At 70.2% G+C, this 23,980-nt stretch carries 19 protein-coding genes; 17 read left to right on the forward strand and 2 right to left on the reverse strand.

The genetic code is table 11. The features are described 5' to 3' along the window. Positions 1-627: 627 nt before the first annotated feature. From FDP22_RS00470 to FDP22_RS00525, 12 genes are all read left to right on the forward strand, one after another. Positions 628-819, forward strand: a complete 192-nt coding sequence (locus tag FDP22_RS00470) for a hypothetical protein (protein WP_138577329.1) — start codon at positions 628-630, stop codon at positions 817-819. Between the two features lie 93 nt (positions 820-912). Next, positions 913-1,434 carry a sigma-70 family RNA polymerase sigma factor gene (locus tag FDP22_RS00475; RefSeq protein ID WP_138577327.1) on the forward strand — a complete coding sequence of 174 codons (522 nt, stop codon included), beginning with the start codon at positions 913-915 and terminating at the stop codon, positions 1,432-1,434. 674 nt (positions 1,435-2,108) lie between these two features. Continuing rightward, positions 2,109-4,214: a catalase gene (locus FDP22_RS00480; protein WP_138577325.1), complete on the forward strand. Its 2,106-nt coding sequence runs from the start codon at positions 2,109-2,111 to the stop codon at positions 4,212-4,214. 61 nt (positions 4,215-4,275) lie between these two features. Beyond that, entirely contained in the window at positions 4,276-4,455 is a 180-nt protein-coding gene (locus FDP22_RS00485) for a hypothetical protein (RefSeq protein ID WP_138577323.1), read from the forward strand. 774 nt (positions 4,456-5,229) lie between these two features. Beyond that, positions 5,230-6,819 (forward strand): arylsulfatase, encoded by a 1,590-nt coding sequence (locus FDP22_RS00490; RefSeq protein ID WP_138577321.1) that lies wholly within the window; start codon positions 5,230-5,232, stop codon positions 6,817-6,819. Positions 6,820-6,893: 74 nt separating this feature from the next. After that, complete coding sequence (locus tag FDP22_RS00495) at positions 6,894-7,868, forward strand: HAD family hydrolase (RefSeq protein ID WP_138577319.1); 975 nt, start codon at positions 6,894-6,896, stop codon at positions 7,866-7,868. 595 nt (positions 7,869-8,463) lie between these two features. Continuing rightward, entirely contained in the window at positions 8,464-9,423 is a 960-nt protein-coding gene (locus FDP22_RS00500) for an AAA family ATPase (RefSeq protein ID WP_138577369.1), read from the forward strand. Between the two features lie 11 nt (positions 9,424-9,434). Continuing rightward, positions 9,435-10,415 (forward strand): DUF58 domain-containing protein, encoded by a 981-nt coding sequence (locus FDP22_RS00505; protein ID WP_138577317.1) that lies wholly within the window; start codon positions 9,435-9,437, stop codon positions 10,413-10,415. Next, positions 10,412-10,885, forward strand: coding sequence for a DUF4381 domain-containing protein (locus FDP22_RS00510; protein WP_138577315.1), 474 nt, complete (start codon positions 10,412-10,414; stop codon positions 10,883-10,885). Before FDP22_RS00505 ends, FDP22_RS00510 begins: the two co-directional genes overlap by 4 nt. Further along, positions 10,882-11,865, forward strand: a complete 984-nt coding sequence (locus FDP22_RS00515; RefSeq protein ID WP_138577313.1) for a VWA domain-containing protein — start codon at positions 10,882-10,884, stop codon at positions 11,863-11,865. Before FDP22_RS00510 ends, FDP22_RS00515 begins: the two co-directional genes overlap by 4 nt. Then, a complete protein-coding gene (locus FDP22_RS00520; RefSeq protein ID WP_138577311.1) occupies positions 11,862-13,580 on the forward strand; it encodes a VWA domain-containing protein in 1,719 nt (572 codons plus the stop codon). Before FDP22_RS00515 ends, FDP22_RS00520 begins: the two co-directional genes overlap by 4 nt. Beyond that, entirely contained in the window at positions 13,577-14,851 is a 1,275-nt protein-coding gene (locus FDP22_RS00525) for a BatD family protein (RefSeq protein WP_138577309.1), read from the forward strand. The genes FDP22_RS00520 and FDP22_RS00525 overlap by 4 nt, the downstream gene beginning before the upstream one ends. A gap of 331 nt (positions 14,852-15,182) precedes the next feature. Here the strand turns inward: FDP22_RS00525 and FDP22_RS00530 are convergent, their stop codons facing one another. Then, on the reverse strand, positions 15,183-15,818 hold the full coding sequence (locus FDP22_RS00530) for a response regulator transcription factor (RefSeq protein ID WP_138577307.1): 636 nt from the start codon (positions 15,816-15,818) through the stop codon (positions 15,183-15,185). Continuing rightward, positions 15,802-18,666 carry a PAS domain-containing sensor histidine kinase gene (locus tag FDP22_RS00535; RefSeq protein WP_205910818.1) on the reverse strand — a complete coding sequence of 955 codons (2,865 nt, stop codon included), beginning with the start codon at positions 18,664-18,666 and terminating at the stop codon, positions 15,802-15,804. Before FDP22_RS00535 ends, FDP22_RS00530 begins: the two co-directional genes overlap by 17 nt. A gap of 324 nt (positions 18,667-18,990) precedes the next feature. Between FDP22_RS00535 and FDP22_RS00540 the strand changes: the two genes are divergently transcribed. The 5 genes from FDP22_RS00540 (at position 18,991) to FDP22_RS00560 (ending at position 23,741) form a co-directional block, all read left to right on the forward strand. Continuing rightward, entirely contained in the window at positions 18,991-19,359 is a 369-nt protein-coding gene (locus FDP22_RS00540; protein ID WP_143972231.1) for a response regulator, read from the forward strand. A 42-nt stretch (positions 19,360-19,401) separates the two neighbouring features. Beyond that, a complete protein-coding gene (locus FDP22_RS00545) occupies positions 19,402-20,529 on the forward strand; it encodes an SMP-30/gluconolactonase/LRE family protein (RefSeq protein WP_138577303.1) in 1,128 nt (375 codons plus the stop codon). Continuing rightward, entirely contained in the window at positions 20,526-21,152 is a 627-nt protein-coding gene (locus FDP22_RS00550) for a hypothetical protein (protein WP_138577301.1), read from the forward strand. Before FDP22_RS00545 ends, FDP22_RS00550 begins: the two co-directional genes overlap by 4 nt. 168 nt (positions 21,153-21,320) lie before the next feature. Further along, complete coding sequence (locus FDP22_RS00555; RefSeq protein ID WP_138577299.1) at positions 21,321-22,685, forward strand: 8'-apo-carotenoid 13,14-cleaving dioxygenase; 1,365 nt, start codon at positions 21,321-21,323, stop codon at positions 22,683-22,685. A gap of 24 nt (positions 22,686-22,709) precedes the next feature. Then, a complete protein-coding gene (locus FDP22_RS00560; protein WP_138577297.1) occupies positions 22,710-23,741 on the forward strand; it encodes an aldo/keto reductase in 1,032 nt (343 codons plus the stop codon). The last annotated feature ends 239 nt before the right edge of the window (positions 23,742-23,980 follow it).

The raw sequence follows: 23,980 nt of genomic DNA on the forward strand, positions 1-23,980 counted from the left end.
CCGGCCGTCCGGCCGGCTTCACCGCTTCGGCATCCCCCGCAGCGGCCCACGCGCCGGCGCGCAGGATTGCCGGCGCCCGGAACCGGGCTCCGGCGGCACTCGGGCTCGCGGAGCTGACCGCGGCTCCGCTCCCCCGCAGGCCAGTTCGTCCCACCGGGCGCGGGCCCCTGCCCTTCACGTCACAGGCCGGGACGTGCCGGCAGATGTTCCCGGCCGGGCGGAGTGGCTGGCGCGCAGGCTTGCCGGGCCGGCGGCGCAAGAGCTGTCGCGCGCACGGCTGGTCCGAGCACCATGTGACCGCCCTCACCTTCATCCGGGAGCCCGGCGCAGCGGGATGTCACGGCGGCGCGCGGCAGGGTCTGCGGTGTCCGGGGCGCGGACGGCGCCGCACGAGAGACGCCGGAGCACGGCGGGTCCTGCCGATCCATACGGCGAAGGCAGCGCTGCCGCGGGAGCGCCGCGTCCGACGCGGGGTTGCCCGGGCGCCGGCCGCGCGTGGCGCAGCGGCGCCCCTGCGGCACGGAGCCCCGGTGCGATGTTTTGAACGCACACGCGGTTCACCCCTGCGCGGATTGCGGTAAGCTGGCCCGGCACCCGGAAGGGTGCGCGTAAACCGGGAGCAGGTGCATGAGCGCAGCGGATGACGAAACGCCCTGTCCCGACCCGGTGCCCGACCTGGCCGCGCGCGTCGAGGACCTCCGGCAGGCGCTGGAGGCGAGCGACACGCCGCCCGGCATCCTGGACCTCGCGAACCGGCTGCGCGCCGCGCTGGAGGCCCACGCCGCCGGCCGCGCCGCGAAACCCTCCGCCGAGGAGTGAACCTGCCACGCGCAATAGCGTGCGGGGCAAGGGAACTCCGGCCCCGGAGGAGTCGTTGGCATGTACCACGCGCCGTGCGGGAGGGAGATGAGCATGCTTGGACCGGATCCGGACGTCACGCGGGCCAGCGACATCTCGCATGACGTGGTCGCGCTGATCCCGCAGCTCCGGGGCTATGCGCGCGCGCTGACCGGAGGCTGGGACGATGCCGACGACCTGGTGCAGGACACGCTGGCGAAGGCCATCGCCCATGCGGAGAAATTCACCCGCGACACAAACCTGCGCGCCTGGCTGTTCACCATCATGCGCAACACTTTCCTCAACGAGATCAAGCTGCGCCGGCGCGAGCGCCCGGGGCGGGAGGCTTGCGTGTCGCTGTCCTCGCGCGCGGTGTCCGCGCCGACGCAGGAATGGTCGGTGCGCGGCGGCGAACTGATGCGCGCCATCGACCGGGTGCCGGAGCCCTACCGCGAGATGCTCATGCTGGTGGTGGTGATGGGCGAGAGCTACGAGGACAGCGCGCGCATCTGCAACTGCGCCATCGGCACGGTGAAGAGCCGGGTGAGCCGGGCCCGCACGCTGGTGATGGAAGAGCTGCACGAATCCGCCATCTGACCGGCCCGCGCCCGTCCTCGCGCGCGCCTCCTCGTGCGGCTGCCCCCAGGCCGCACCGCAGCCCGCCCGCGAAGCGGAGCGCCGGGGAACCGCTGCCCCCCGCCACCCGGACAGCCCGTGCGCGGCGGGTCTCCCTGCCATCGCGATCCCGCTTGCCTGCGCCCGGCCCGGGCCTGCCACCGCACCCTCCCCACCCGGTGCCGCATGCGCAACGGCGCCACGCGCGCTCCGCGCCGCGCCGGGAGCCGTGCTACACCCGCGTGCAAGACCGCGCTTCAGCGCAGGTTCCGGGGCTGAGGTTCCACGACGCTGGCTCCGAAGTTCCGGTTCCGCAGCGCAGGCTCCACAGCACTGGTTCCGGAGTTCCGGTTCCGCAGCGCAAGCACCGCGGCACTGGTTCCGGAGTTCAGGTTCCGCAGCGCAAGCACCGCGGCACTGGTTCCGGAGTTCAGGTTCCGCAGCGCAGGCTTCACAGCACTGGTTCCGCAGCGCAGGCTCCACGGCTCACCTTCCGAGGCGCAGGCGCCAGTGCGCAGGCTCCGGAGCACGGGACGGACATTCGGCACCACGGCAAAATTCCGGGAACAAATGCCCGCGCTGCCTGTTCGTGAGGGCTGACCCCCGACAGGCGCCGGGCGCGCCCCGGCGGACCATCCGACCCCCAAGGAGCCGACATGACCGACACCCCCCTGTTCCGACCCACGGCCGACACCCAGAAATCCAACGAGATCACCGACCACCTGGTGACACGCGGCACCGGCGGCGAACTGCACCAGACCCCTTCGGGCGACACCCCGCGCCTGACCACCGCCCAGGGCGCCCCCGTCGCGGATGACCAGAACAGCCTCACCGCCGGCCCGCGCGGCCCGACGCTGATGGAGGATTTCCACTTCCGCGAGAAGATCTTCCACTTCGACCATGAGCGCATCCCCGAACGCGTGGTCCACGCGCGCGGCTATGGCGCGCACGGCTTCCTGGAGGTGACGGAGGCGATCCCCGAGCTCACCTCCGCCAGCCTGTTCCAGAAGAAGGGCACCCGCGTGCCCGCCTTCGTGCGCTTCTCCACGGTGGCCGGCAACAAGGGCTCCGCCGATCTCGCGCGCGACGTGCGCGGCTTCGCCGTCAAGCTCTACACCCAGGACGGAAACTGGGACATCGTGGGCAACAACATCCCGGTGTTCTTCATCCAGGACGCGATGAAATTCCCCGACCTGATCCACGCCGCGAAGGCCGCGCCGGACCGCGGCTTCCCCCAGGCCCAGACCGCGCATGACAATTTCTGGGACTTCGTCTCGCTGATGCCCGAGGCGATGCACATGGTGATGTGGACCATGTCGGACCGCGCCATCCCCCGCTCCTTCCGCTTCATGGAGGGGTTCGGGGTGCACACCTTCCGCTTCGTGAACGCGAAGGGCGAGGGCAGCTTCGTGAAGTTCCACTGGAAGCCGAAGCTGGGCCTGCAGTCCGTCACATGGGACGAGGCGGTGACGATCATGGGCGCGGACCCGGATTTCCACCGCCGCGACCTCTGGACGGCCATCCGGTCCGGCGCCTTCCCGGAATGGGAACTGGGCGTGCAGGTGTTCGACGACGCCTTCGCCGACAGCCTGGAATACGACGTGCTGGACGCCACCAAGCTCATCCCCGAGGAGCAGTGCCCGGTGCGCATCATCGGCCGGCTGGTGCTGGACCGCGTGGTGGACAATTTCTTCGCCGAAACCGAGCAGGTGGCCTTCTGCACCCAGAACATCGTGCCCGGCGTGGACTTCACCAACGACCCGCTGCTGCAGGGCCGGAACTTCTCCTACCTCGACACCCAGACCAAGCGCCTGGGCGGGCCGAACTTCACCCATATCCCGATCAACGCGCCGAAATGCCCGTTCCACCACTTCCAGCAGGACGGGCACATGGCCATGCACGGCCCCGCCGGGCGGGCGAATTACGAGCCCAATTCCTGGGCGCAGGGCGGCCCGCGCGCGGCGCCGAAACAGGGTTTCCATTCGCTCGCCGAGCCGATGGAGGGCGAGAAGCGCCGCATCCGCCCCGAGGCCTTCGCCGATCACTACAGCCAGGCCCGGCAGTTCTACCGCAGCCAGACGGCGGTGGAGCAGGCGCATATCGCCTCCGCGCTGGTGTTCGAGCTGTCCAAGGTGGAGGTGGAGGAGATCCGCGCCCGGGTGGTCTCGCACCTGCCCAACATCGATGCGGACCTGGCGCAGCGCGTGGCCGACGGGCTGGGGCTCGACATGCCGAAGGCCGCGAAACCCGCGAAGGCGCCTGTCGACCTGCCGCTGTCCGACAAGCTCTCGATCCTCCGGAACGGCCCCGAGCGCTTCGAGGGCCGCAAGCTGGGCCTGCTGGTGACCGACGGGGCCGACGCCGCGCTGGTCGACGCGCTGGCCAGCGCGGTGAGCGCCGCCGGCGGCATGCTGGAGGTGGTCGCCCCCCGGGTGGGCGGCGTCACCCTCTCCGATGGCACCGCCCTGCCCGCGCAGCAGAAGATCGATGGCGGCCCCTCGGCGCTCTACGACGCCGTGGCGGTCATCGTGTCGGCGGAGGGCGCGGAGATGCTCGCCAGCCTGCATGCCGCGAAGACCTTCGCCGCCGATGCCTTCGCCCATGCGAAATTCATCGGGCTGTCGGAGGAGGCGGGCGCGCTGTTCGACGCCGCCGGCGTGACCGGGCGCGATGCCGGCATGCCCACCCTCGCCAGCCCCGCCGACGCGAAGGCCTTCCTGAAGACCTGCGGCGCGCTGCGCTTCTGGGACCGCGTGTCCTGACCCCCCGGCGGCGGGCCCTCTCCTTGCCCGCCGCCCCCCCGTTCACCCCAGGGAGGCCCCGATGACCCGACGCACCCCCGACAAGACCCCCGTGCCCGAGCGCCGCAACGCGCAGGGCCGGCATGACGGCTCCGGCCACAGGCCGGAGGAATTCGACAGCCAGAACCCGGCGAAGCAGGTGCCCAGGGCCGATCCGGCCCGGACGCCACCGCGCAGGAAGACACCCGACCCCGAACCGTGAGCAATCCCCGCCTGGGGCCGCCCGCCTGCCGGACACGCATCGCGCGCGGCCTGACCGGGCCGGCGCGCGGGAAGCCGGGCGCATGTTCCTCGCGCAGACCGCCGGCCGCCCGGGAGAGAGCCCGGCCGCTCCGACGCCGGAAAGCCGTCGGTGCAGAACGCCGATGATCGCGCAGGGATGCGGCGACGACCGGCGCACCGGGCATGTGGACGGCAACGGTGCGCTGCCCTGCGCTCTCGTCCGGGGCGTGCCGGACGGACGGCCGTCGGGGCGCATGGCCCGCGCCTCCCACAGACCGGGAACCGCGGCGAAGAGCGTGTCTGCGGTCGGGGCGATCGGGCCCGGGGGGAGATTCGTGCGCGGCTTCCGGGAACCGGGAAATATCGAAAGCGATCCTGCGCAGAACCGGTTGACCATCGGGCGTGTCCGGACCCGCCGGTGCAGAATTTCGTACTCGGCCTGATTTATTTTGCGCGACAGTGACAAGTTCGACACGACAGACTTGCTTCTGCTACGCGAGGAGTGATGCAAGCAAAAGAACCATGCAACATCGAAGCGACGTCATGGAGACTACCGGCATGAAACCTTCATTTCTGTCCACTTTTATTGCATTTACTAAATACTAAGCTATTCTTGCCTCGTGAGCGATGGGGAGGATTCAATAGAATCGCCGTCCGCGAGGCCAGGACGCCATGACCTGTGTTGCTCGCCGCGATTCTCGAATTTTGTTAATAATTGGCTACGCTTATTTCGTAAGCGAAGGAGAAGACACGCATGAGAAGTGTACATCTAGAGCGCAGCCGCATCGCGGTCGTGACAGCTTCACTGCTGTTCGCCGGAGCGGCCTGGGGCCAGGACGCCCCGGCCCCCCCAGAGGCGGGCGCCCGGCCGAACATCCTGGTCATCTGGGGTGACGACATCGGCCAGACCAATGTCTCCGCCTACAGCTTCGGCCTCATGGGCTACGAGACGCCCAACATCGACCGTATCGCGGCGGAAGGCACCAAGTTCACCGATTACTACGCCGAGCAGAGCTGCACGGCGGGGCGGTCGACCTTCATCACCGGACAGTCGACGCTGCGCACCGGCCTTTCCAAGGTCGGCCTGCCCGGCGCCGATCTCGGCCTGCGCGACGATGACGTGACCATCGCGTCGGCGCTCAAGGAGCTCGGATACGCCACGGGCCAGTTCGGCAAGAACCACCTCGGCGACAAGGACGAGTTCCTGCCCACCAACCACGGCTTCGACGAATTCTTCGGCAACCTCTACCACCTGAACGCCGAGGAGGAGCCGGAGAACCGCAACTACCCGCTGGACCCGGCCTTCCGCGAGCAGTTCGGCCCCCGGGGCGTGATCCGCGCCTCCGCCGACGGCCAGATCGAGGACACCGGCCCGCTGACCAAGAAGCGCATGGAGACCGTGGACGAGGAAACCTCGGCTGCGGCCATCGACTTCATGCGGCGCCAGGTGGACCAGGGCACGCCGTTCTTCGTCTGGATGAACACCACCCGGATGCACTTCCGCACCCATGTGAAGGAGGAGAACCGCTCCGCGCCCGGCCTGACCGCGCTGACCGAATATGCCGACGGCATGATCGAGCATGACGCGATCGTCGGCCAGATCCTCGATGCCGTCGACGAGATGGGCATCGCCGACAACACCATCGTGATGTATTCCACCGACAACGGCCCGCACCAGAACTCCTGGCCCGACGCCGGCACCACGCCGTTCCGCAGCGAGAAGAACACCAACTGGGAAGGCGCCTTCCGCGTGCCCGCGCTGATCCGCTGGCCCGGACACATCGAGCCCGGCACCGTCAAGACGGGCATGTTCTCGGGGCTCGACTGGTTCCCCACCCTGCTCGCCGCCGCCGGTGACGAGGACATCGCGGACCGTCTGCTCGACGGCACCACCATCGACGGCAAGGACTACAAGGTCCACCTCGACGGCTACAACCAGCTGCCGTACCTGACCGGCGCCAGCGACACGAGCGCGCGCAAGGAGTTCTTCTACTTCAACGACGACGGCCAGATTGTCGGCCTGCGCTACGAGAACTGGAAGTTCGCCTTCCTGGAGCAGCGCTCGACGGGCACACTGCAGGTCTGGGCCGAGCCCTTCACCAAGCTCAGAGTGCCGAAGATCTTCGACCTGAGATCCGACCCCTACGAGCGGGCGGACGTCACGTCCAACACCTACTGGGACTGGGTGCTCGACCACGCCTTCCTGCTGGTTCCGGCGCAGGCGGAGGTGGCGAAGTTCTTCGCGACCTTCGAGGACTATCCCCCCTCGCAGCGGGCGGCGAGCTTCTCGGTCGACCAGATCCAGGAGCAGCTCGAGAGCCAGCTCGGGGGCATGTCGCAGTGACGGGCTGAGCTGAACGGCCCCGTGGGGAACGCTTCCCCACGGGGCACCCCGATATCCAGATATCCGAGGCCGCCGTGCGTATTTCCCTCGCCGCAGCATTCCTTCTCGTTCCGGTCATCGCGTCGGCGGACCCCCTGCCCTCCTGGAACGACACCGGGGCCAAGGCCGCGATCATCGCCTTTGTCGACAGCGTGACCGACCCTGACGCAGACACCTACGTGCCCGAGGCGAACCGGATCGCCGTCTTCGACAACGACGGCACCCTCTGGGCCGAGCAGCCGGCGTATTTCCAGCTGCTCTATGCCATCGACGTCCTGAAGCAGAAGGCAGGGGCCGACGCGTCGATCCTCACTTCCGACGTGCTGAAGGCGGCCGCTGCCGGCGACATGCAGGGCATCATGGCCAGGGGCACCGAGGGCCTTCTCGAGATCATCAACGTGAGCCATGCCGCCATCACCGCCGAGGCGTTCGGGGCGAATGCGCATGCCTGGCTGACGACGGCGACGCATCCGACCACCGGCCGGACCTATGCCGGCATGATCTACCAGCCGATGCTGGAGCTGCTGAGCTACCTGCGCGAGGAGGAGTTCACCACCTGGATCGTTTCGGGCGGCGGTATCGATTTCATCCGCGCCATCGCCGAGGATGCCTATGGCATTCCGCCGTGGCAGGTGGTGGGCAGCCAGGGCAACACCAGCTACGCCCTGTCCGGAGACGGCACTCCGACCCTCACCAAGGACGGCGGCATCAGCTTCATCGACGACAAGGAGGGCAAGCCCGTCGGCATCATGCGCCATATCGGCCGGCGCCCGATCTTCGCCGCCGGCAACTCGGACGGCGACTTCCAGATGCTGGAATGGACCACCGCCGGCGACGGCCCCCGTTTCGGCCTGATCGTGCACCACACCGACGCCGGACGCGAGTTCGCCTATGACCGCGAGGGCGGCATCGGGGTTCTCGACCGCGGCCTCGACGAGGCCGACGAACGGGGCTGGCTGGTCGTCGACATGGCCAGGGACTGGGGCCGGGTCTGGCCGGGCGAGGAGTGACGGACGGAGATCGTCATCCTCTCCCGTGCGCGTTGCGCGGAGGCGCGCGCGGGGCCCGGGCAGCCCGTGGCCTTCGCCGGCCGGAGCCTGTCGGGCGCGCCCCGCAAGGGGCCATGTCCGCAAGCGCCGCTCCTGCCCGATCCGCGCAGCCGGGCGCATCCTGTCCGCAGCGGCGCGCGAGGGTGCGGTACGCTCCACCCGCGGAGCGATCGGGCCCCGCTCCGCATCCGCGGCGCAGGAGCGGGACGGTCTCCGTCTGCGGCCCCGCGCTGCGTGCACGCCGGGATGCGCGGATGGAAGCCCGGGAGGACATGACCGGCACCGCCCCGATCGGAGCGGCGCCCTGGCCGGCGCGACCGGTCCCCACCAGACCGCGCGCGCGGAACGCACGAAAGCGGATCGCGCCCGCGCAGGCGCCCGGGGCCCCGGATCCGAGGGTTCCCCGGCGTGATGACACCTGTCGCGCGCGGCCCGGCACAGCCCGGGCGCGCGCGGCCGGGGCGGAACAGGGAGAGACGCCGTGAGCCAGGCAGAAGCGGAGGCCATCGCGGCCGGTGAGGGCGCACGGGGCCGGATCGAGGCCCTGCGCGCGCGCATGGGCGAGGCAATCATCGGCCAGCGCGACGTGATCGACCGCCTGCTGATCGGGCTGCTGGCCAACGGCAACCTGCTCGTCGAGGGGCTGCCCGGCCTCGCCAAGACCCGGGCGATCAAGGCGCTGGCGAAGAACATGGAATGCGCCTTCAGCCGCATCCAGTTCACGCCGGACCTGCTGCCCTCGGATGTGACCGGCACGGAAGTCTATTACCAGAAGGACGGCGGCGGCGACTTCCGCTTCGAGCCCGGTCCGATCTTCGCCAACATCGTGCTCGCCGACGAGATCAACCGCGCCCCGGCCAAGGTGCAGGCCGCGCTGCTGGAGGCGATGGAGGAGCGGCAGGTGACGGTGGCGGGCACCACCCACCGGATGGAGCCGCTCTTCATGGTGATGGCGACGCAGAACCCCATCGAGCAGGAGGGCACCTACCCCCTGCCCGAGGCGCAGATGGACCGGTTCCTGATGCATGTGCTCATCACCTATCCGCCGGTCGGGGACGAGGTGGAGGTGATCCGGCTCGTCCGCGCCGAGGAGATCGCGGCGGTGGCGACGCAGGCGGCCCGGGATGACGGCGCGAGGCCCGCGCCGCGGCCGCCGATCCCGCAGGAGGCCGTCTTCGCGGCGCGCCGCGAGATCGGCGCCATCCACGTCGCCGGGGCGATGGAGCGCTACATGGCGGACCTGGTCAACGCCACCCGCGCGCCCGCGGGCTTCGGCGACGACCTGAAGCGCTGGATCGAAATCGGCGCCAGCCCGCGCGCCTCGCTGGCGCTCGACAGATGCGGGCGCACCCATGCCTGGCTGGCGGGGCGCGACTACCTGGACCCCGAGGACATCCGCGCCATCGCGCCGGAGGTGTTCCGCCACCGCCTGAAGCTCACCTACGAGGCCCAGGGCGAGGGCATCGCCCCTGACCGGGTCATCGCGGAGATGATCCGGCAGGTGGCTCTGCCCTGAGGGAGGGGAGGATGCGCGACACGGCCGCGATGACACGCACCGGCACCCTGCCGCCGGCGACACCGGCGGGCGGCGCGGACCCGCGGGTGCATGTCACGCTCGGCCATCTGCGTGCGCTCGAGGGGCGGGCACGGTCCCTGAGCTTCCTGCCGCGCCAGCCGGCGCGCTCGGTGCTGAACGGGCGGCACGCCTCGCGGCTGCGCGGGCGCGGGCTCAACTTCGAGGAGCTGCGCGGCTACCTCCCCGGGGACGACGTGCGCGCGATCGACTGGAAGGTGACGGCGCGCACCGGCACGCCCCATGTGCGGGTGATGACCGAGGAGCGCGACCGGCCGTCGCTGATCGTCGTCGATCAGCGCATGTCTATGTTCTTCGGATCGCGGCTGAACATGAAGGCGGTGACCGCGGCGGAGGCCGCGGCCCTCGCCGCCTTCCGCATCCTCGATCAGGGCGACCGGCTGGGCGGCATCGTCTTCGGCGACACGCAGATCGCCGAGATCCGGCCGCAGCGCAGCCGGATGGCGCTCGAGCGGTTTCTCATGGCGCTCGCCGACGCGAACGGGTGCCTGCGTGCCGACGCGCCCGCGACGGACCCGATGCCGCTCAGGCAGGTGCTGCGCGCGGTGGCGCGGATCGCGCCGCGCAATCATCTGGTGATCGTCCTCAGCGACTTCGACGTGATCGACGCGGAGACCGAGCGGCTGGTCGCGGGCCTCGCGCGCGGTAACGATCTCGTGCTCGGCCTCGTCAGCGATCCGTTCGGGGAGACCCTTCCCGAGGGGCTGCGCCTCGTCGTCTCCGACGGCGAATTGCAGGCGGAGATCGACACGGGCGACCGCGCGGCGCACCGGGGCCTGCGCGACATGGCCACCGGCCGGCTCGCGGCGGTGCTCGACTGGCAGCGGCGGCTCGGCGTCCCGGTGCTGCCGCTCTCGGCCGCCGAGGAGACGCTGCCGCAGATGCGCCGCCTGATGGGGCTCGGCGCGCGATGAACGGGGAGGACGCGCCGACGACGCTGATCGACCTGCTCGACATGCTCGCGGAGCCGCCCGCGCCGCCGCCGGTCGCGATGACGCCGCAGACCTGGGGCTGGGGCGCGCTGCTGGCGCTGGTGCTGCTGGCGCTGGCCTGGCTCGCATGGCGAACATGGCGGCACCGGCGCGCGAACGCCTACCGCCGGGCGGCGCTGGCCGAGCTGGCCGCGGCCGGCGACGACCCCGCGAGGATCGCCGGGATCCTGCGCCGCACCGCGCTCGCGGCCTGGCCGCGCACCCGGGTTGCGAGCCTCACGGGGCCCGACTGGCTCGCCTTCCTCGACGCGACCGGCGGCACCGGCTTCGTCGACGGCCCCGGCGCCGCGCTCGCCCGGGCACCCTATCGCGACGGCCAGGCGCCCGTGCCGGGCCTCGGCGACCTCGCCGCGGGCTGGGTGCGGCGACACCGGGTGGAGGCGCAGGCATGATCTCGCTCGCAGCCCCCTGGGCACTCCTGCTCCTGCCGCTGCCGCTCCTCATGCTCCGGCTGGTGCCGCCGCACCGCGAGCGGGTGCCGGCGCTGCGCCTGCCGTTCTTCCGCCGCATCGTCGACGTGTCGGGCGTCGCGCCCGGTCCCGGCGCCGTGGTGCTGTCGCGCACCCGGCTGCAGATGATCGCGGCGCTGGCCGCCTGGGCGCTGGCCGTGCTGGCGCTGGCGCAGCCCGAGCGCGTCGGTGCGCCGGTGGAGATCACCCGGGCGGCGCGCGATGTCGTGCTCGCCATCGACATCTCCGGCTCGATGGACGCGCGCGACTTCCGGACCCCGGACGGCGCGCCCAAGCAGCGTCTCGCGGGCGTGCGCGAGGTGGTCAGCACCTTCGTGGAGGGGCGCGAGGGCGACCGGATGGCGCTGATCGTCTTCGGCACCAGGGCCTATGTTCAGGCCCCGCTGACCGAGGATCTCGGCACCATCGTCGACCTGCTCGCGCGCACCGAGGTCGGCATGGCCGGCCCGCACACGGCGCTCGGCGATGCCATCGGCCTCGCCATCCGCACCTTCGAGGCGAGCGCGATCGAGCAGCGCCTGCTGATCGTGCTCTCCGACGGCGCGGACACCGCCAGCCGCATGAGCCCGGTCAACGCCGCCGAGATCGCCAGGGGCGAAAGCGTCGAGATCTTCTCCATCGGCGTCGGCGACCCGGATGCCCGCGGCGAGGACCGGGTCGACCTCGCCACCCTCAGGGACATCGCGGCCCGGACCGGGGGCGCCGTCTTCTTCGCCGGCGACGAGGCGGCGCTGCGTGCCGTCTACGCGCGCATCGACGACCTCGCCCCCCGCGAGGTCGAGACGCTCAGCTACCGCCCGCGGCAGTCCCTCGCCTGGATCCCCCTGGCGCTTGCGGCGCTGGTCGGAACGGCGGCGCTCGCCGTCCTGGTGCTGGGCGCCCGGCGGAGGGCCGCGGGATGAGCCCGGTCGAACTGGCGCTCGGCGCCTTCCACTTCCTCCGGCCGTTCTGGCTGCTGCTCCTGCCCCTGATCGCCTGGCTGTGGTGGATGGCCCGGCGCACCCGCGCGCGCCGCGCGGTGCCGAGGGACGGGATCGCTCCGCACCTGCGCGCCGCGCTGACCGTGGGCGCGCGGGGGGCGCGCCGGCTCCTGCCGGTCGACGGCGTCGCGCTGGCGCTCGCCTGCCTGTCGCTGGGTGCCGCCGGCCCCACCTGGTCGCGCATGCCGGACCCGTTCGTCGCCCGGTCCGCGCCGGTCGTCGTGGCGCTGCGGGTCGCCCCTTCCATGGAGGGCACCGATGTCTCTCCCTCGCGGCTCGAGCGCGGCACGCAGAAGATCCGCGACCTGCTCGCGCTGCGCGCCGGCGCCCGCACCGCGCTGGTCGCCTATGCCGGCAGCGCCCACCGCGTCGTGCCGATGACCGAGGACCCGGGCGTCATGACCCCCTACCTCGCGGGCCTGACGCCGGAGGTGATGCCGCGCGAGGGCGACCGCGCCGCCGAAGCGCTGGCCCTCGCCGAGGCGCTGCTCGCCGGGGAGGACGCGCCGGGCGCCATCCTCTTCGTCACCGACCGGCTCGACCCGGCGGATGTCGCCGCGCTCGACGGCAGCGCGCGGCCGGTCGCGGTGCTGGCGATGCTGCCCGAGGGCGCGCGCGACCGCGGCCTCGACCAGCTCGGCACGGCGCAGGTGGTGGCGGTGACGCCGGACGCCGCCGACATCCGCCGGATCGACGGGATGCTGAACGCCGCCTACCGCCGGGCGATGCTGGAGAACACCGATCAGCCCTGGCAGGACCGCGGCCATTGGCTGGCCTGGCCGGCGGCGCTGCTCACGCTCCTGTGGTTCCGCCGGGGCTGGACGCTGCGTTGGGCCGCGGTGCTGGCGCTGGCCGCTTCGCTCGCGCTGCCCGCACCCCGGGCGGCCCGGGCCGGGGGCATCGCCGACTGGTTCCTCACACCGGACCAGCAGGGCAGCCTCGCGCTTCAGCGCCGGGATTTCGGGCGGGCGGCGGAGCTCTTCTCCGATCCCCTCCGCCGCGGCTACGCGCTCTACCGCGACGGCCAGTACGCGGCGGCGGTCGAGGTGCTCGACCGGGTCGGGACCGCCGCCGCGGCCTTCCTCCAGGGCATGGCGCAGCTCAGGTCGCGCGCCTACCGCGACGGCGTGCGCTCCTTCCGCACCGCGCTCGATCGCGATCCGGACTATCCCGGCGCGGCCGCGAACCTCGCCGTCGCGCAGCGGATCGTCGACTATATCGAGGAGGCGCGCGAACAGTCCGACACCGGCGAGGACACGGGCATTGGCGCCGACGACATCGTTCTCGACAATGAGGCGGACCGCGGCGCGGAGACGGAAACGGACGCCCCGGAGGCCGGCGCCGCCGGTCTGCTGACCGCGGAGCAGTGGATGAACACGGTCGACACCGGCACGGGCGCCTTTCTGCGGCAGCGCTTCGCCATCGAGGCGCTGCGCGCCTCCGCCCCCGCGCCCGGGGGCACCGCGCCGGGGGGCACGGCGCCTTCGGACGCGGACAAGGACTCGGCCTCGGGCCCCGACGCAGGCGCAGACACAGAAGCGAGCACAGGCGCAGGCGCAGGCGCAGGCGCAGGCGCAGGCGCAGGCGCAGAAGCGGGCGCAGAAGCGGGCGCGGGCAGGACGGAGGACGCAAGGTGAGGCGCGCCGCGCTCCTGCTGCTTCTCGCCCCCGCCCTTCCGGCCACAGCGCAGCAGGACGCCGCCGCGCAGGGCGGCCCGGTGATGCAGGTCACGTTCGAGGAGACCGAGGCGATCCCCGGGCAGCCCCTGAGCCTGCGCCTGACAGTGCTGGCGCCGACCTACTTCCCCGAACCGCCGGTCTGGCCCGGCCTGGAGGCGCCGAACCTGCTGGTGCGCCTGCCCGAACGCTCCACCAACCCGACGAGCGCCCGGGTGGGCGGCGAGACCTGGTCCGGCATCACCCGCACCTACCGGATCTCGCCGATGGTGCCGGGGGCGTTCTCGATCCCCCCGCAGGAGGTGATCGTCACCTACGCCGATCCCGACACCAACGCGCCGGTGAAGGCGACGCTGCACACGCAGGCGATCGGCTTCCGCGGTGTGCTGCCCGAAGGCGCGGAGGGGCTCGACCCGTTCATCGCGGCCAGTGCGCTCACGCTCGAACAGACGGTGGAGGGCACACCGGGCGCGATGAAACCCGGTGACAGCGTGACCCGCACGGTCAAGGCCACGGTGACGGGAACGTCGCCGATGTTCCTGCCGCACCTGCTCGCGCCTGTCGCGGTGGAGGGGCTCGCCGCCTATCCGGACGCGCCGGCCGTGGCCGAGACCGATGACCGCGGCGAGCTCGGCGGCAGCCGGACCGAAAGCGTGACCCTGGTCGCCGAGGGCGGCGGCAGCGGCGCGGCGCCCGCGGTGACGCTCGACTGGTACAACCTCACGTCGGGCGCGGTGGAGACCGCCACGCTGGAGGGGTTCGCCATCACCGTCGACGGGCCGCCCGCCGGAGCCTCCGCCGGGCCGCGCGACTGGCGGGCAATCGCGCTGGCCGGGCTGGCGGGGCTCGGCGCGGTGGCCGCCGGGGTCCTCGCGTTCCGCCGCGGCAGGCCGGTGCTGGTCCGCCGGCTCGGCGAGGCCCGGGCGCGGCGGCGCGCCTCCGAGCCCCACGCCTATGCCCGGTTGCGCCGGGTCATCGCCAGCCGCGATCACGCCCGGTTGCGCCCGGCGCTGGACCGCTGGGCACAGCGCACCACCGGGCCGGACCCGCGCGCGGCGCCCGATATCGGCGCCGCCTTGGCCGCGCTCGGCGCGGCGCGCTACGGCCGCGCGGCGCCCGTGCAGGATGACGCGGCATGGAACACGCTGGCCCGGGAGCTGGCGCGGGCGCGGGCCTCCGCCCTGCGCACGGGCCGGACCGTTCGGTCCCTGCCGCGTCTCAATCCCGTATAAGGCGGTCCCGCACGCGGCACCGCCGCAGGCTCCGGGGCGCCCTGCCCTCCCGGGACGTTGGACATCCAGCGAACGGCACGACCCCCGCCACAGCGCGGCCACGCCCTGCCCCATGGCGCGTGAACGTGGCTCCATGGCCATCATCGCGCAGCCATGCTGGTTCAGGGGGGGTCCAGCCCATCACGCCGGTCAGAGCGCGTGGCATTGTGTGCCGCGGGAATGCCCGATCCTGCCTCAGGCCAGGCATCGACCTTCCGCAGGCGAGTGCGCGGCTGCAGGGCGATCGGCATGAAGCGGGGCCAGCCTTGTCCCGGCAGGCGGAGAGGAGAGCTCACGTCTTGTGTGAGCCAGCCTCGCCCAGAATGTCCGACATCCGGACCAGTTCCGGCAGGGAGCCCGCCGCCATCTTTCGCATGACGTGTCCGCGATGCAGCTTGACGGTCGCCTCGGTGACATCGATCCGGGCCGCGATCTGCTTGTTCAGCAGCCCGGTTGCGACCAGCGCCATGACCTGACGCTCGCGTTCCGTGAGCGTGGCATACCTGGTGCACAGCGATGCGCTCCGCTCCGCTTGCGTCATCAGGTCCGCATCCAGCGTGACCGCCCTGTGCACCGCCTCCAGCAAATCCTGCTCGCGCACCGGCTTGGTGAGGACATCCACCGCGCCGGCCTTCATGGCGCGAACGGTCATTGGCACGTCGACATGCGCGCTGATGAGCACGACGGGCCGCCGGGCCCCGTTGCGCGCAAGCGATTCCTGGAACTCGAGCCCGCTCCTGCCGGGGAGCCGGATGTCCAGGACGATGCAGGAGGGACGCGCGGGCGGCTCCGCGCTCACAAACTCCTGCACGGACCCATGGCATGTCGTCCGCAGCCCGACCGACTGGAACAGGCCGCACAGCGCCTCGCACACGCCGTCATCGTCGTCGATCACGACGACGGTCGGCTGTTCAGTCCGGGCGTGCATTCGTGGTCCCCGCCAGGGGCAGGGCGACGCTGAAGACGCTTCCTGTCGGCGTGTTGTCGCTGGCCCAGATCCGCCCGCGATGGGCTTCGACGATCGAGCGGCAGATCGAAAGACCCATACCGATCCCCTCGGGTTTCGTGGTGAAGAATGCCTCGAACAGGCGGTCGACGTTATCGGGGTTGAGGCCGCCTCCGGTGTCCAGAACGCTGAACTGCGCGAAATCTTCGCTTGCAAGCGTCCGGATGGTCAAGCGGCGAAGAGGGCTGTCGGCACCCGACATCGCCTCGACACTGTTCATGATCAGATTGAGAATGACCTGCTGGAGCTGCGTACCGTCGCCGATCACTTCCGTCGGGGCCGGCGCGAACTCGGTGACGAGCACGATGCCCCGATGCTGGAATTCGGCGCGCAGAAGGCCGAGCACCTCCCGGATCGCGGTCTCGAGGACCATGCGGCGCATCTTCAGAGGCGACTTCTGCGCAAGCGCCCGGACGCTGGCGACGATGTCGCCCGCCCGATGCCCGTCGCGCACGATGCGCCCCACGGCCTCGCGGGCCAGGGCGAGGTCCTGTTGTGCCGGGTCGAGCCAGCGCAGACAGGTGCTGGCGTTGGTGACGATGGCCATCAACGGCTGGTTGACCTCATGCGCGATCGACACCGCCAGTTCGCCCATGGTCGTGAGCCGCGAGACATGTTCGAGATCGCACCGGCTCTGCCGCAGGTCTTCCTCGGCCCGCTTGCGCTCCTCGATGTCGATATTGACGCCGAACCACCGGGTGATGTTGCCGGCGTCGTCATAGAACGGGCTCGCCCGGATCAGGAACCAGCGAAACTGCCCGTCCGCCCGGCACAGACGGATCTCGATTTCGCCCGCGCGGCGCGAAGTCACCGTGGCAGCGGAAAAGTCGATCGCGAGCTGACGATCCTCGGGGTGAATGTGGTCGAGATAGCCGAGCCCGAGAACGTCCTCGTGGCGCACACCCGCATAGTCCAGATATTGCGGGCTCCAGTACTCGGTACGCCCGTCCTCGTCGGAGGACCAGACCAGGCCGGGGACCGAGGAGATGATCTGATGCAACTCATGCTCGCGGGTCTGCAGCGCGGCCTGGCTTGCCCTCAGAGCGTCCTCGGCGCGCTTGCGGTCCTCTATGTCGATGATGATGCCATACCACCGCACGACATTGCCCTGCTCATCGAGCAGCGGATTCTGGCGAAAGGTGAACCAGCGATATTCGCCATCGGCGCGGCGAATGCGCCCGTCGACCTCCCGCGGCTGCTTCGTCGCCAGGGTATACTCCCAGGCGTCCCGCAAGAGCTCCACGTCGTCGGGGTGGAAGATGCGGTAGAACCCCGTCCCCACGATCTGGTCGAAGGGCAGGCCGACGAAGTCGCTGAGGGTCCGGTTCCAGAATTCCAGCATGCCGTCCGCCGCCGCCGACCAGGCCATGGCCGGAATCGCGTCGATCACCTGCCGGAGCCTGTGTTCGCTTTCGCGCAGCGCATCCTCGGCACGCTGGACGTCGTCGATATCGACGTTGACTCCATACCAGCGCGCCACGCCATGCGCGTCGATCCGCTTGCGCCCGGCGAAATAGAACCATCGGGGCTGCCCGTCCTGCCCGCAGATCCGGCCCTTGTACGAGATGCGGTCCGAGTGCCCGATGTCCCGCGTCCAGGCCTCCATGAGGCCCTTAGCGTCGTCGGGATGACAGAAATCCAGAAAACCCCGATCGAGGATCTTGTCCGCGGGGCAGCCGGCATAGTCGACCCAGCCTTGATTGACGAAATCGGCCGTCCCGTCCGCCCGCGCCGACCAGACCTGAACGGGCAGCGAATTGATGATGAGGTTCAGCTTCTGCGCGCTCGCCCTTGACGCCGCTTCGGCCTCCTTCAGCGCGCGCTCGGCACGCTTGCGCAACTCGATATCCGAGCCGACCCCGTGGCATTTCACGACAGTGCCATGGGGATCGAGCAGAGGATCCTGCCGCAGCATGAACCACCGATACGCCCCGTCCGCGCGCCGGATCCGGACATCGATCTCGCGGCCACGCCTCGTGCCCGCGATCTCCCGCCAGGCGGCAAGGACGCCCGGGACATCGTCCGGATGGAAGATCGAGCGGAAGCCGGGGCCCGTGATCTCCTCGACTGTCTTGCCCACGAACTCCAGCATGGGCTGATTGCAGAACTCCAGCAGCCCGTCCGGCGTCATCGACCAGGCCAGCGCGGGGATCGCGTCGATGGTGAGGTCGAGCCGCCCCTCGCCTTCCGCGAACGTATCGCCCATCGGTGTCCCGGCGCGCCTGTCGGCGGTGGGGCAACGGTCGCGCATCTCGCGCATCTCGCGAAGGGCGAGGCTTGCTTGGGCTGCCGCGGCGGTCAACCTCAGCACCTCCGGCCGTTCCGGGAAGCCCGCGCGCCGCGCGCCGGCAACGAGCACGCCCATGCTGGAGACCGCGCCCAGCGGCGTCGACAGGAGGAACAGCTTGTCCTGACCCACCGTCACGGCCGCAGGGCCGTGACCCGACGGGGGCCGCAGCGCGGCATCCACCGCGTCGAGGATGCTTTGCGGGCTGTGCTCCCTGCCGAACGCCTCGCCGGTTCGCGTCAACATGCGCGTGTCACCATGGACACGCAGCCCGACGAAATCGAGATCGAGCATGGGGAGCAACGTCTCCAGGATGCTCTGCGCAACGGATGCCGGATCGCGGTCGACCCAGTCCTCCGCCAGGCGCGTGAGGCGGTCGATATCGTCGAGGAACCTCAGCGCAGTCCGCGCCTCGCCCACCGGGTCGGGCGCGGGCGCCACACGGTCGGTGTCTGTCGAGAATGACGGCGGATGGCCAAGCACGACATGTCCCCCAAATTCGAACCCCGCCTGCGTCCCGCTCCATCGGCCAGGGGGTGCAGGGGGCAGGCAGTGCCCTGCCCGGGCCCTTTTGCCCGGGCTCCCGGCGCCATGGCAGGCTGCGAACCCCGTGAAGCTAATGCATCCGAGGTGCCATATCCACCTCGACCATGGCCGAGCGGGGCTCGACCTTTCGTAACATCCCGATGCGACCGCCGCCGCCCGGCGAACGACCAAGGCACGCCCTGAGCACCCAAGGTCGGAATTGAGAAGTGGGCTCAGGCCGCAATATTCTTCGACTGTAAATCTGAAAAAGGAATCAGGGATTTGCCCCCTCTTCGAGCCATCGCCTGCATAGATGACGATTCCTCCGTTCTGGAGGCGATGGGGTATTTCCTTCGATCGGCGGGATATTCTGCATTTGCATTCGCTTCTGCCGAAGATTTTCTGAATTTCTCCGATATATCCGCTCTCTATTGCCTGATAACCGATGTAAAACTGGGCGGCATCTCCGGAATGCAGTTGCTGCGGCAACTGGCTGCCTCGGGCCTCGCCGTCCCTGCCATCGTCATCACCGCCTTTGACGACGAGGCGTTGCGCGCTCAGTCGGTGGCGGCCGGTGCCATCGGATTTCTGCGCAAGCCGGTCCATGAAGGTGAGCTGCTCGGCCTGCTCCAGACCTGCGGCGAGCGCTGAGATGCCGGGCCGCCATCACCACCGATCCCGCGGAGATGCCCGATGAGCCGCTCCGCGCTGCGAAACACAATCGGGGCTGCGGGCGGAGCTGCGGGGATCGTGCTCGCCGCCGCCGCCGTCTATCTCTGCTTCTGGCCCATTCCGGCGCGGCCCGTGGCGTGGCGCGCCTCTGCGTCGGCGGGCTATGTCGGCGCCCATGCGCCGAACACGCGCCTCTCCGGCCTGCGACTGATCGACCTGGGGCAGGAACACGGCCCGGAACACATCGCGCTCGGGCCGGACGGCAAGCTCTACGCCGCGATGACCAGCGGCAGCTTCCTGCGCATGGAGCCCGACGGCAGCAGACAGCAGGTCTTCGCGCACACGGGCGGCAGGGTGCTGGGCTTCGCCTTCGATGCCGAGGGGCAGATGATCGCTGCCGACGCGATACGGGGCCTGCTGCGCATTGCACCGGACGGACAGGCAACGGTCCTGGCCGATCATGCCGGTCCCGGCGATCCGGTCCGCTATGCCGATGGTGTGGTCGTGGCCCCCGATGGCACGATCTATTTCACCGATGCGTCGCAACGGTTCGCTCCGGCCGAACACGGCGGCACGCTGGAGGCCAGCATCCTCGACATCCTCGAGCAGTCGGCGACCGGCCGTGTCCTCGCCTACGACCCCGCGACACGCAGGGTGCGCATCGTTGCGCATGGCTTCTCCTTCGCCAACGGCATCGCCGTTTCGGCGGACGGGCACAGCCTCTTCGTCGCCGAGACGGGCCGCTACCGGATCTGGAAGATCGAGGGGCGCGCCAGCGATATCGACATCGCCGCTGCGTCGCCGCAGGCGCGGATACTGCTCGACAACCTGCCGGGCTATCCGGACAATCTGATGCGGGGACAGGGCGGCCGCATCTGGGTCGGCCTGTTCAAGCCGCGCACCGCGGCGGCCGACAGCCTGGCCGGACGGCCCTTCCTCAGGGCGATGCTGCTCAGGCTGCCGCGCGCCTGGCTGCCGCTGGGCAAGCCCCATGGCCATGTCTTCGCCATCGACGAGACCGGTCGCATCACCGCCGACCTGCAGGATCCGAGCGGCGCCTATGCGGCGACCACGGGCGCGACCGAAACCGCTGACCGCCTCTACATCCACAGTCTGCAGGCACCCGCGATCGGCTGGTTGCCCCGATGAGCCGGGTTCTCACCGCACCGATGCTCGGCCTCGCTCTGGCGCTTGCCGGCGTTGCGGCGCCTGCCGGCGATGCAGCCTCCGACGGCACGCGCGAGGACATCCATATCCTGCGCAGTATCCGCGAAGCGCATTCGGCCGAACCGGGCTGGTGCAGCGCCGGGAGGACCGGTTTCGCTCCGTTCGCAAGCGATGCCGAGCGCTTCTTCTCGTTCTGGAGCCTGCGCACGCGCCCGGAGGACGGAAGGGTCGTCGAGACCAGGGCCCGGCGCGCCGCCACGCTGCGGGGCTGTTTCGGACCGACCAGCGAGCCCGCCCGGCAGAATTTCTTCGCCGAGATCCGGATCGGAACCATGGCGTTCCAGGGCCGTGGCGAATGCCTGGCGCTGCGGATCGATTTCCCGGAGCCGGGCCTCTTTCCCGTGCGGTGCCAGCTCGTGCTCGGCAGGCTGCAGGCGCCCTATGTCGGCGGTCTCCTGACGACCAACACCATCACCAGCAAGGCGCCGTTCGGGGGAGACACCGTGCCCCCCGGCTACACCCAGGCTTCCATCGCCACCATCCGGCTGTGGAAGGCGGCGTCCCCGGCGGAACGGGCACCTCTCCTGAAAGGAGACGAACGATGACCGCCGAGCGGCAGTCGGTCCACCCGGGCCATCGCCACGCCCCGCGTATCGCCGGAGGCGCGTTGAGGGCGACCGGGGCCGCCCGGGCCGCTCTCCGTAGCCGGGCGACCGGGAGAGGCGGGCCATGTTCAGGCGGCTTTCCATTTCTTCAGGAGAAAGGGACGTCTCATGTCTCCGACCGCCACTGACATCGGCTCCGCGACGGCCGCCCATCCCTACCTCACGGGCCTCCACACGCCGATGCGCGAAGAGCTGACCATCGAGGACCTCCCCGTCAGCGGCACGATCCCGGCCGGCCTGACTGGCCGCTATCTGCGCATGGGGCCCAACCCGATGGCGCCGAATCCCGAAAAATATCATTGGTTTGCCGGTGACGGCATGATCCACGGCATCCGGATCGAGGCGGGCAAGGCGCTGTGGTACCGCAACCGCTGGATCCGGTCGGACCGGGTGGCCAGTGCACTCGGGGAAGACCGGACTCCGGGCCCGCGCCATCTCTTCGACACGGTCAACACCAACGTCATGGGGTTCGGCGATCACGCCATCGGGCTGATCGAGGCGGGCGGCAGGCCGGTGCTGTTCGGCGAGACGCTCGAAACACGCACCTATACCGATCTCGACGGTACCCTTCGCGGCGGGCTGACCGCGCATCCGCATGTCGATCCGCTCACCGGTGAGATGATCGCGGTCTGCTACGACGCGGCGACGTGGCGCTCGATTCGCTACCTTGTGATCACACCGGAGGGTCGGGTGCGCCGCGAGGTCAGGATTCCGGTCAGGCATGGCCCGATGATCCACGACTGCGCGTTCACGCAACGGTTCGCGATCGTTCTCGACCTCCCGGTCACCTTCTCGCTGACCGCCGCGATCGCGGGCTACAATTTTCCCTACCGCTGGAATGAAGGACACAAGGCGCGCATCGGCCTGCTGCCGCGCGAGGGCGATGCGGAGGACATCATCTGGTGTCCGGTCGATCCGTGCTACGTGTTCCACACCGTCAACGCGTTCGACACCCCGGAGGGCGGGGTCGTGCTCGACCTCGTGGTGCATGACCGGATGTTCTGGAAGCGCACCTGCGGGCCGGACTCGCGGCAGTGCGGCCTGGAACGCTGGATCGTCAATCCGATTGCACGGACTGTCAGGCGCGTCTCGCTCGACGCCACGGCCCAGGAGTTTCCGCGCACGGACGAGCGTCGCCTCGGTCAGCCCTATCGCTACGCGTACACGATGGCGCTGACCGACCCCTTCCTCGGCACCGCACTCTTCAAGCAGGATCTCGTCGAGGGCACGCGGCAGACGCATGAGTTCGGACCGGATCGCCATCCCTGCGAGTTCGTCTTCCTGCCCGCGCACGAGCAGGCGGAGGAGGACGAGGGATGGCTGATGGGCTTCGTCATCGACGCCGCCGCGGCAACGACCGACCTCGTCATCCTGGACGCACGCACTTTCGAAGGCGCGCCGCAGGCAAGCATCCACTTCCCCCACATCGTGCCGCCGGGTTTCCACGGAAACTGGGTGCGGGACGCGCAGTGACCGGCCCGAGGAGGAGACCAGATCATGAGCCATTTTCCGGATCAGACCCGTTACGAGACGGCCGTTTACCGTCGCTGCGGGCACAGCGGGCTGGTGCTGCCGCCGATCTCGCTGGGCACATGGCAGAATTTCGGAGCCGGGAACGACTTTGATGCCGGGCGGGCGATCGTGCGCCGGGCGTTCGATCGCGGGGTCACGCATTTCGACCTTGCGAACATGTACGGTCCGCCGGCGGGACATGCAGAGGATGTTTTCGGCAGAATTCTGCGGGAGGACTTCCCGGGCCTGCTGCGGCACGAACTCGTGGTCTCCTCGAAGGCCGGCTACGAAATGTGGCCGGGGCCCTACGGAAGGGGCGCATCCATGAAGCATCTGATTGCGTCCATTGACCAGACCCTCGGGCGGCTCGGCGTCGATCATGTCGACATCTTCTACGCCCACCGTCCCTGGCCTGACGATCCGATGGAGGAGACGATGGCCGCGCTTGCGCAGATCGTGCGGCAGGGCAAGGCGCTTCATGTCGGGGTCTCATCCTTCAGCCCCGAACGGACGCGCACGGCCCATGAGCTTCTGAAGCGGGAAGGCGTTCCGCTCCTGATCCATCAGCCCAATTATTCGATGCTCAATCGGCACATCGAGGACGGGCTGCTGGACACGCTCGAAGAGCTGGGCGTCGGCTGCATCGGCTTCTCGGCGCTGGCGCAGGGCTTGCTCACGGATCGCTATCTCGACGGCCAGGCGACGTCCGGGCGCTCTCTCGACCCGCAGGGCCCGTTCAATCCGGCAGCGCTGACTCCGGAAAATCTGGCGAATGTGCGCGGCCTCGCGGCAATCGCCCGGAGGCGGGGACAGACGCTTGCCCAGATGGCCATTGCCTGGGTGCTGCGCGATCCGCGCGTGACCAGCGCCCTGATCGGGGCGCGCACGGTCGAGCAACTGGACGAGTCCCTCGATGCGTTGAACAACACGGCTTTCAGCCCCGAGGAGCTCAGCGAGATCGATGAATTCGCCAGGGAGGGCGGGATCGACCTCTGGCGACCGCTTTCGGACCTCTGACGCCCGCGCCCGCCGCGGAAGCGGTGACGCCGGACGTCCGGAAGTTTCACGCGCGATGCAGGCCCTGTCGGCCCCGAACGGAGACATGAGATGACGAAAACGAGTGCCACCAGTGCCGCGCTCACACCCGGCGCGGCGTCCGTTCCGGCCACCGCGGCACCGGCCGGCCCGGGCGCCGACCGGGCGAGGCGATGGCCGGTTTCCACGCCGGACCGGCCACCTGTGAATTTGACTCCAAG

The sequence above is a fragment of the Paroceanicella profunda genome (assembly GCF_005887635.2).
In the GTDB taxonomy this organism is placed as follows: Bacteria; Pseudomonadota; Alphaproteobacteria; order Rhodobacterales; family Rhodobacteraceae; genus Paroceanicella; species Paroceanicella profunda.

Bases quoted from the DNA above. Each gene is read 5' to 3' on its own strand.
- FDP22_RS00530 (WP_138577307.1), bottom strand. From the start codon at position 15,818: ATGCACGCCCGGACTGAACAGCCGACCGTCGTCGTGATCGACGACGAT.
- FDP22_RS00510 (WP_138577315.1), top strand. From the start codon at position 10,412: ATGAACGGGGAGGACGCGCCGACGACGCTGATCGACCTGCTCGACATG.
- FDP22_RS00500 (WP_138577369.1), top strand. From the start codon at position 8,464: ATGGGCGAGGCAATCATCGGCCAGCGCGACGTGATCGACCGCCTGCTG.
- FDP22_RS00555 (WP_138577299.1), top strand. From the start codon at position 21,321: ATGTCTCCGACCGCCACTGACATCGGCTCCGCGACGGCCGCCCATCCC.
- FDP22_RS00545 (WP_138577303.1), top strand. From the start codon at position 19,402: ATGAGCCGCTCCGCGCTGCGAAACACAATCGGGGCTGCGGGCGGAGCT.
- FDP22_RS00475 (WP_138577327.1), top strand. From the start codon at position 913: ATGCTTGGACCGGATCCGGACGTCACGCGGGCCAGCGACATCTCGCAT.
- FDP22_RS00480 (WP_138577325.1), top strand. From the start codon at position 2,109: ATGACCGACACCCCCCTGTTCCGACCCACGGCCGACACCCAGAAATCC.
- FDP22_RS00490 (WP_138577321.1), top strand. From the start codon at position 5,230: ATGAGAAGTGTACATCTAGAGCGCAGCCGCATCGCGGTCGTGACAGCT.
- FDP22_RS00560 (WP_138577297.1), top strand. From the start codon at position 22,710: ATGAGCCATTTTCCGGATCAGACCCGTTACGAGACGGCCGTTTACCGT.
- FDP22_RS00515 (WP_138577313.1), top strand. From the start codon at position 10,882: ATGATCTCGCTCGCAGCCCCCTGGGCACTCCTGCTCCTGCCGCTGCCG.
- FDP22_RS00485 (WP_138577323.1), top strand. From the start codon at position 4,276: ATGACCCGACGCACCCCCGACAAGACCCCCGTGCCCGAGCGCCGCAAC.
- FDP22_RS00505 (WP_138577317.1), top strand. From the start codon at position 9,435: ATGCGCGACACGGCCGCGATGACACGCACCGGCACCCTGCCGCCGGCG.
- FDP22_RS00550 (WP_138577301.1), top strand. From the start codon at position 20,526: ATGAGCCGGGTTCTCACCGCACCGATGCTCGGCCTCGCTCTGGCGCTT.
- FDP22_RS00470 (WP_138577329.1), top strand. From the start codon at position 628: ATGAGCGCAGCGGATGACGAAACGCCCTGTCCCGACCCGGTGCCCGAC.
- FDP22_RS00520 (WP_138577311.1), top strand. From the start codon at position 11,862: ATGAGCCCGGTCGAACTGGCGCTCGGCGCCTTCCACTTCCTCCGGCCG.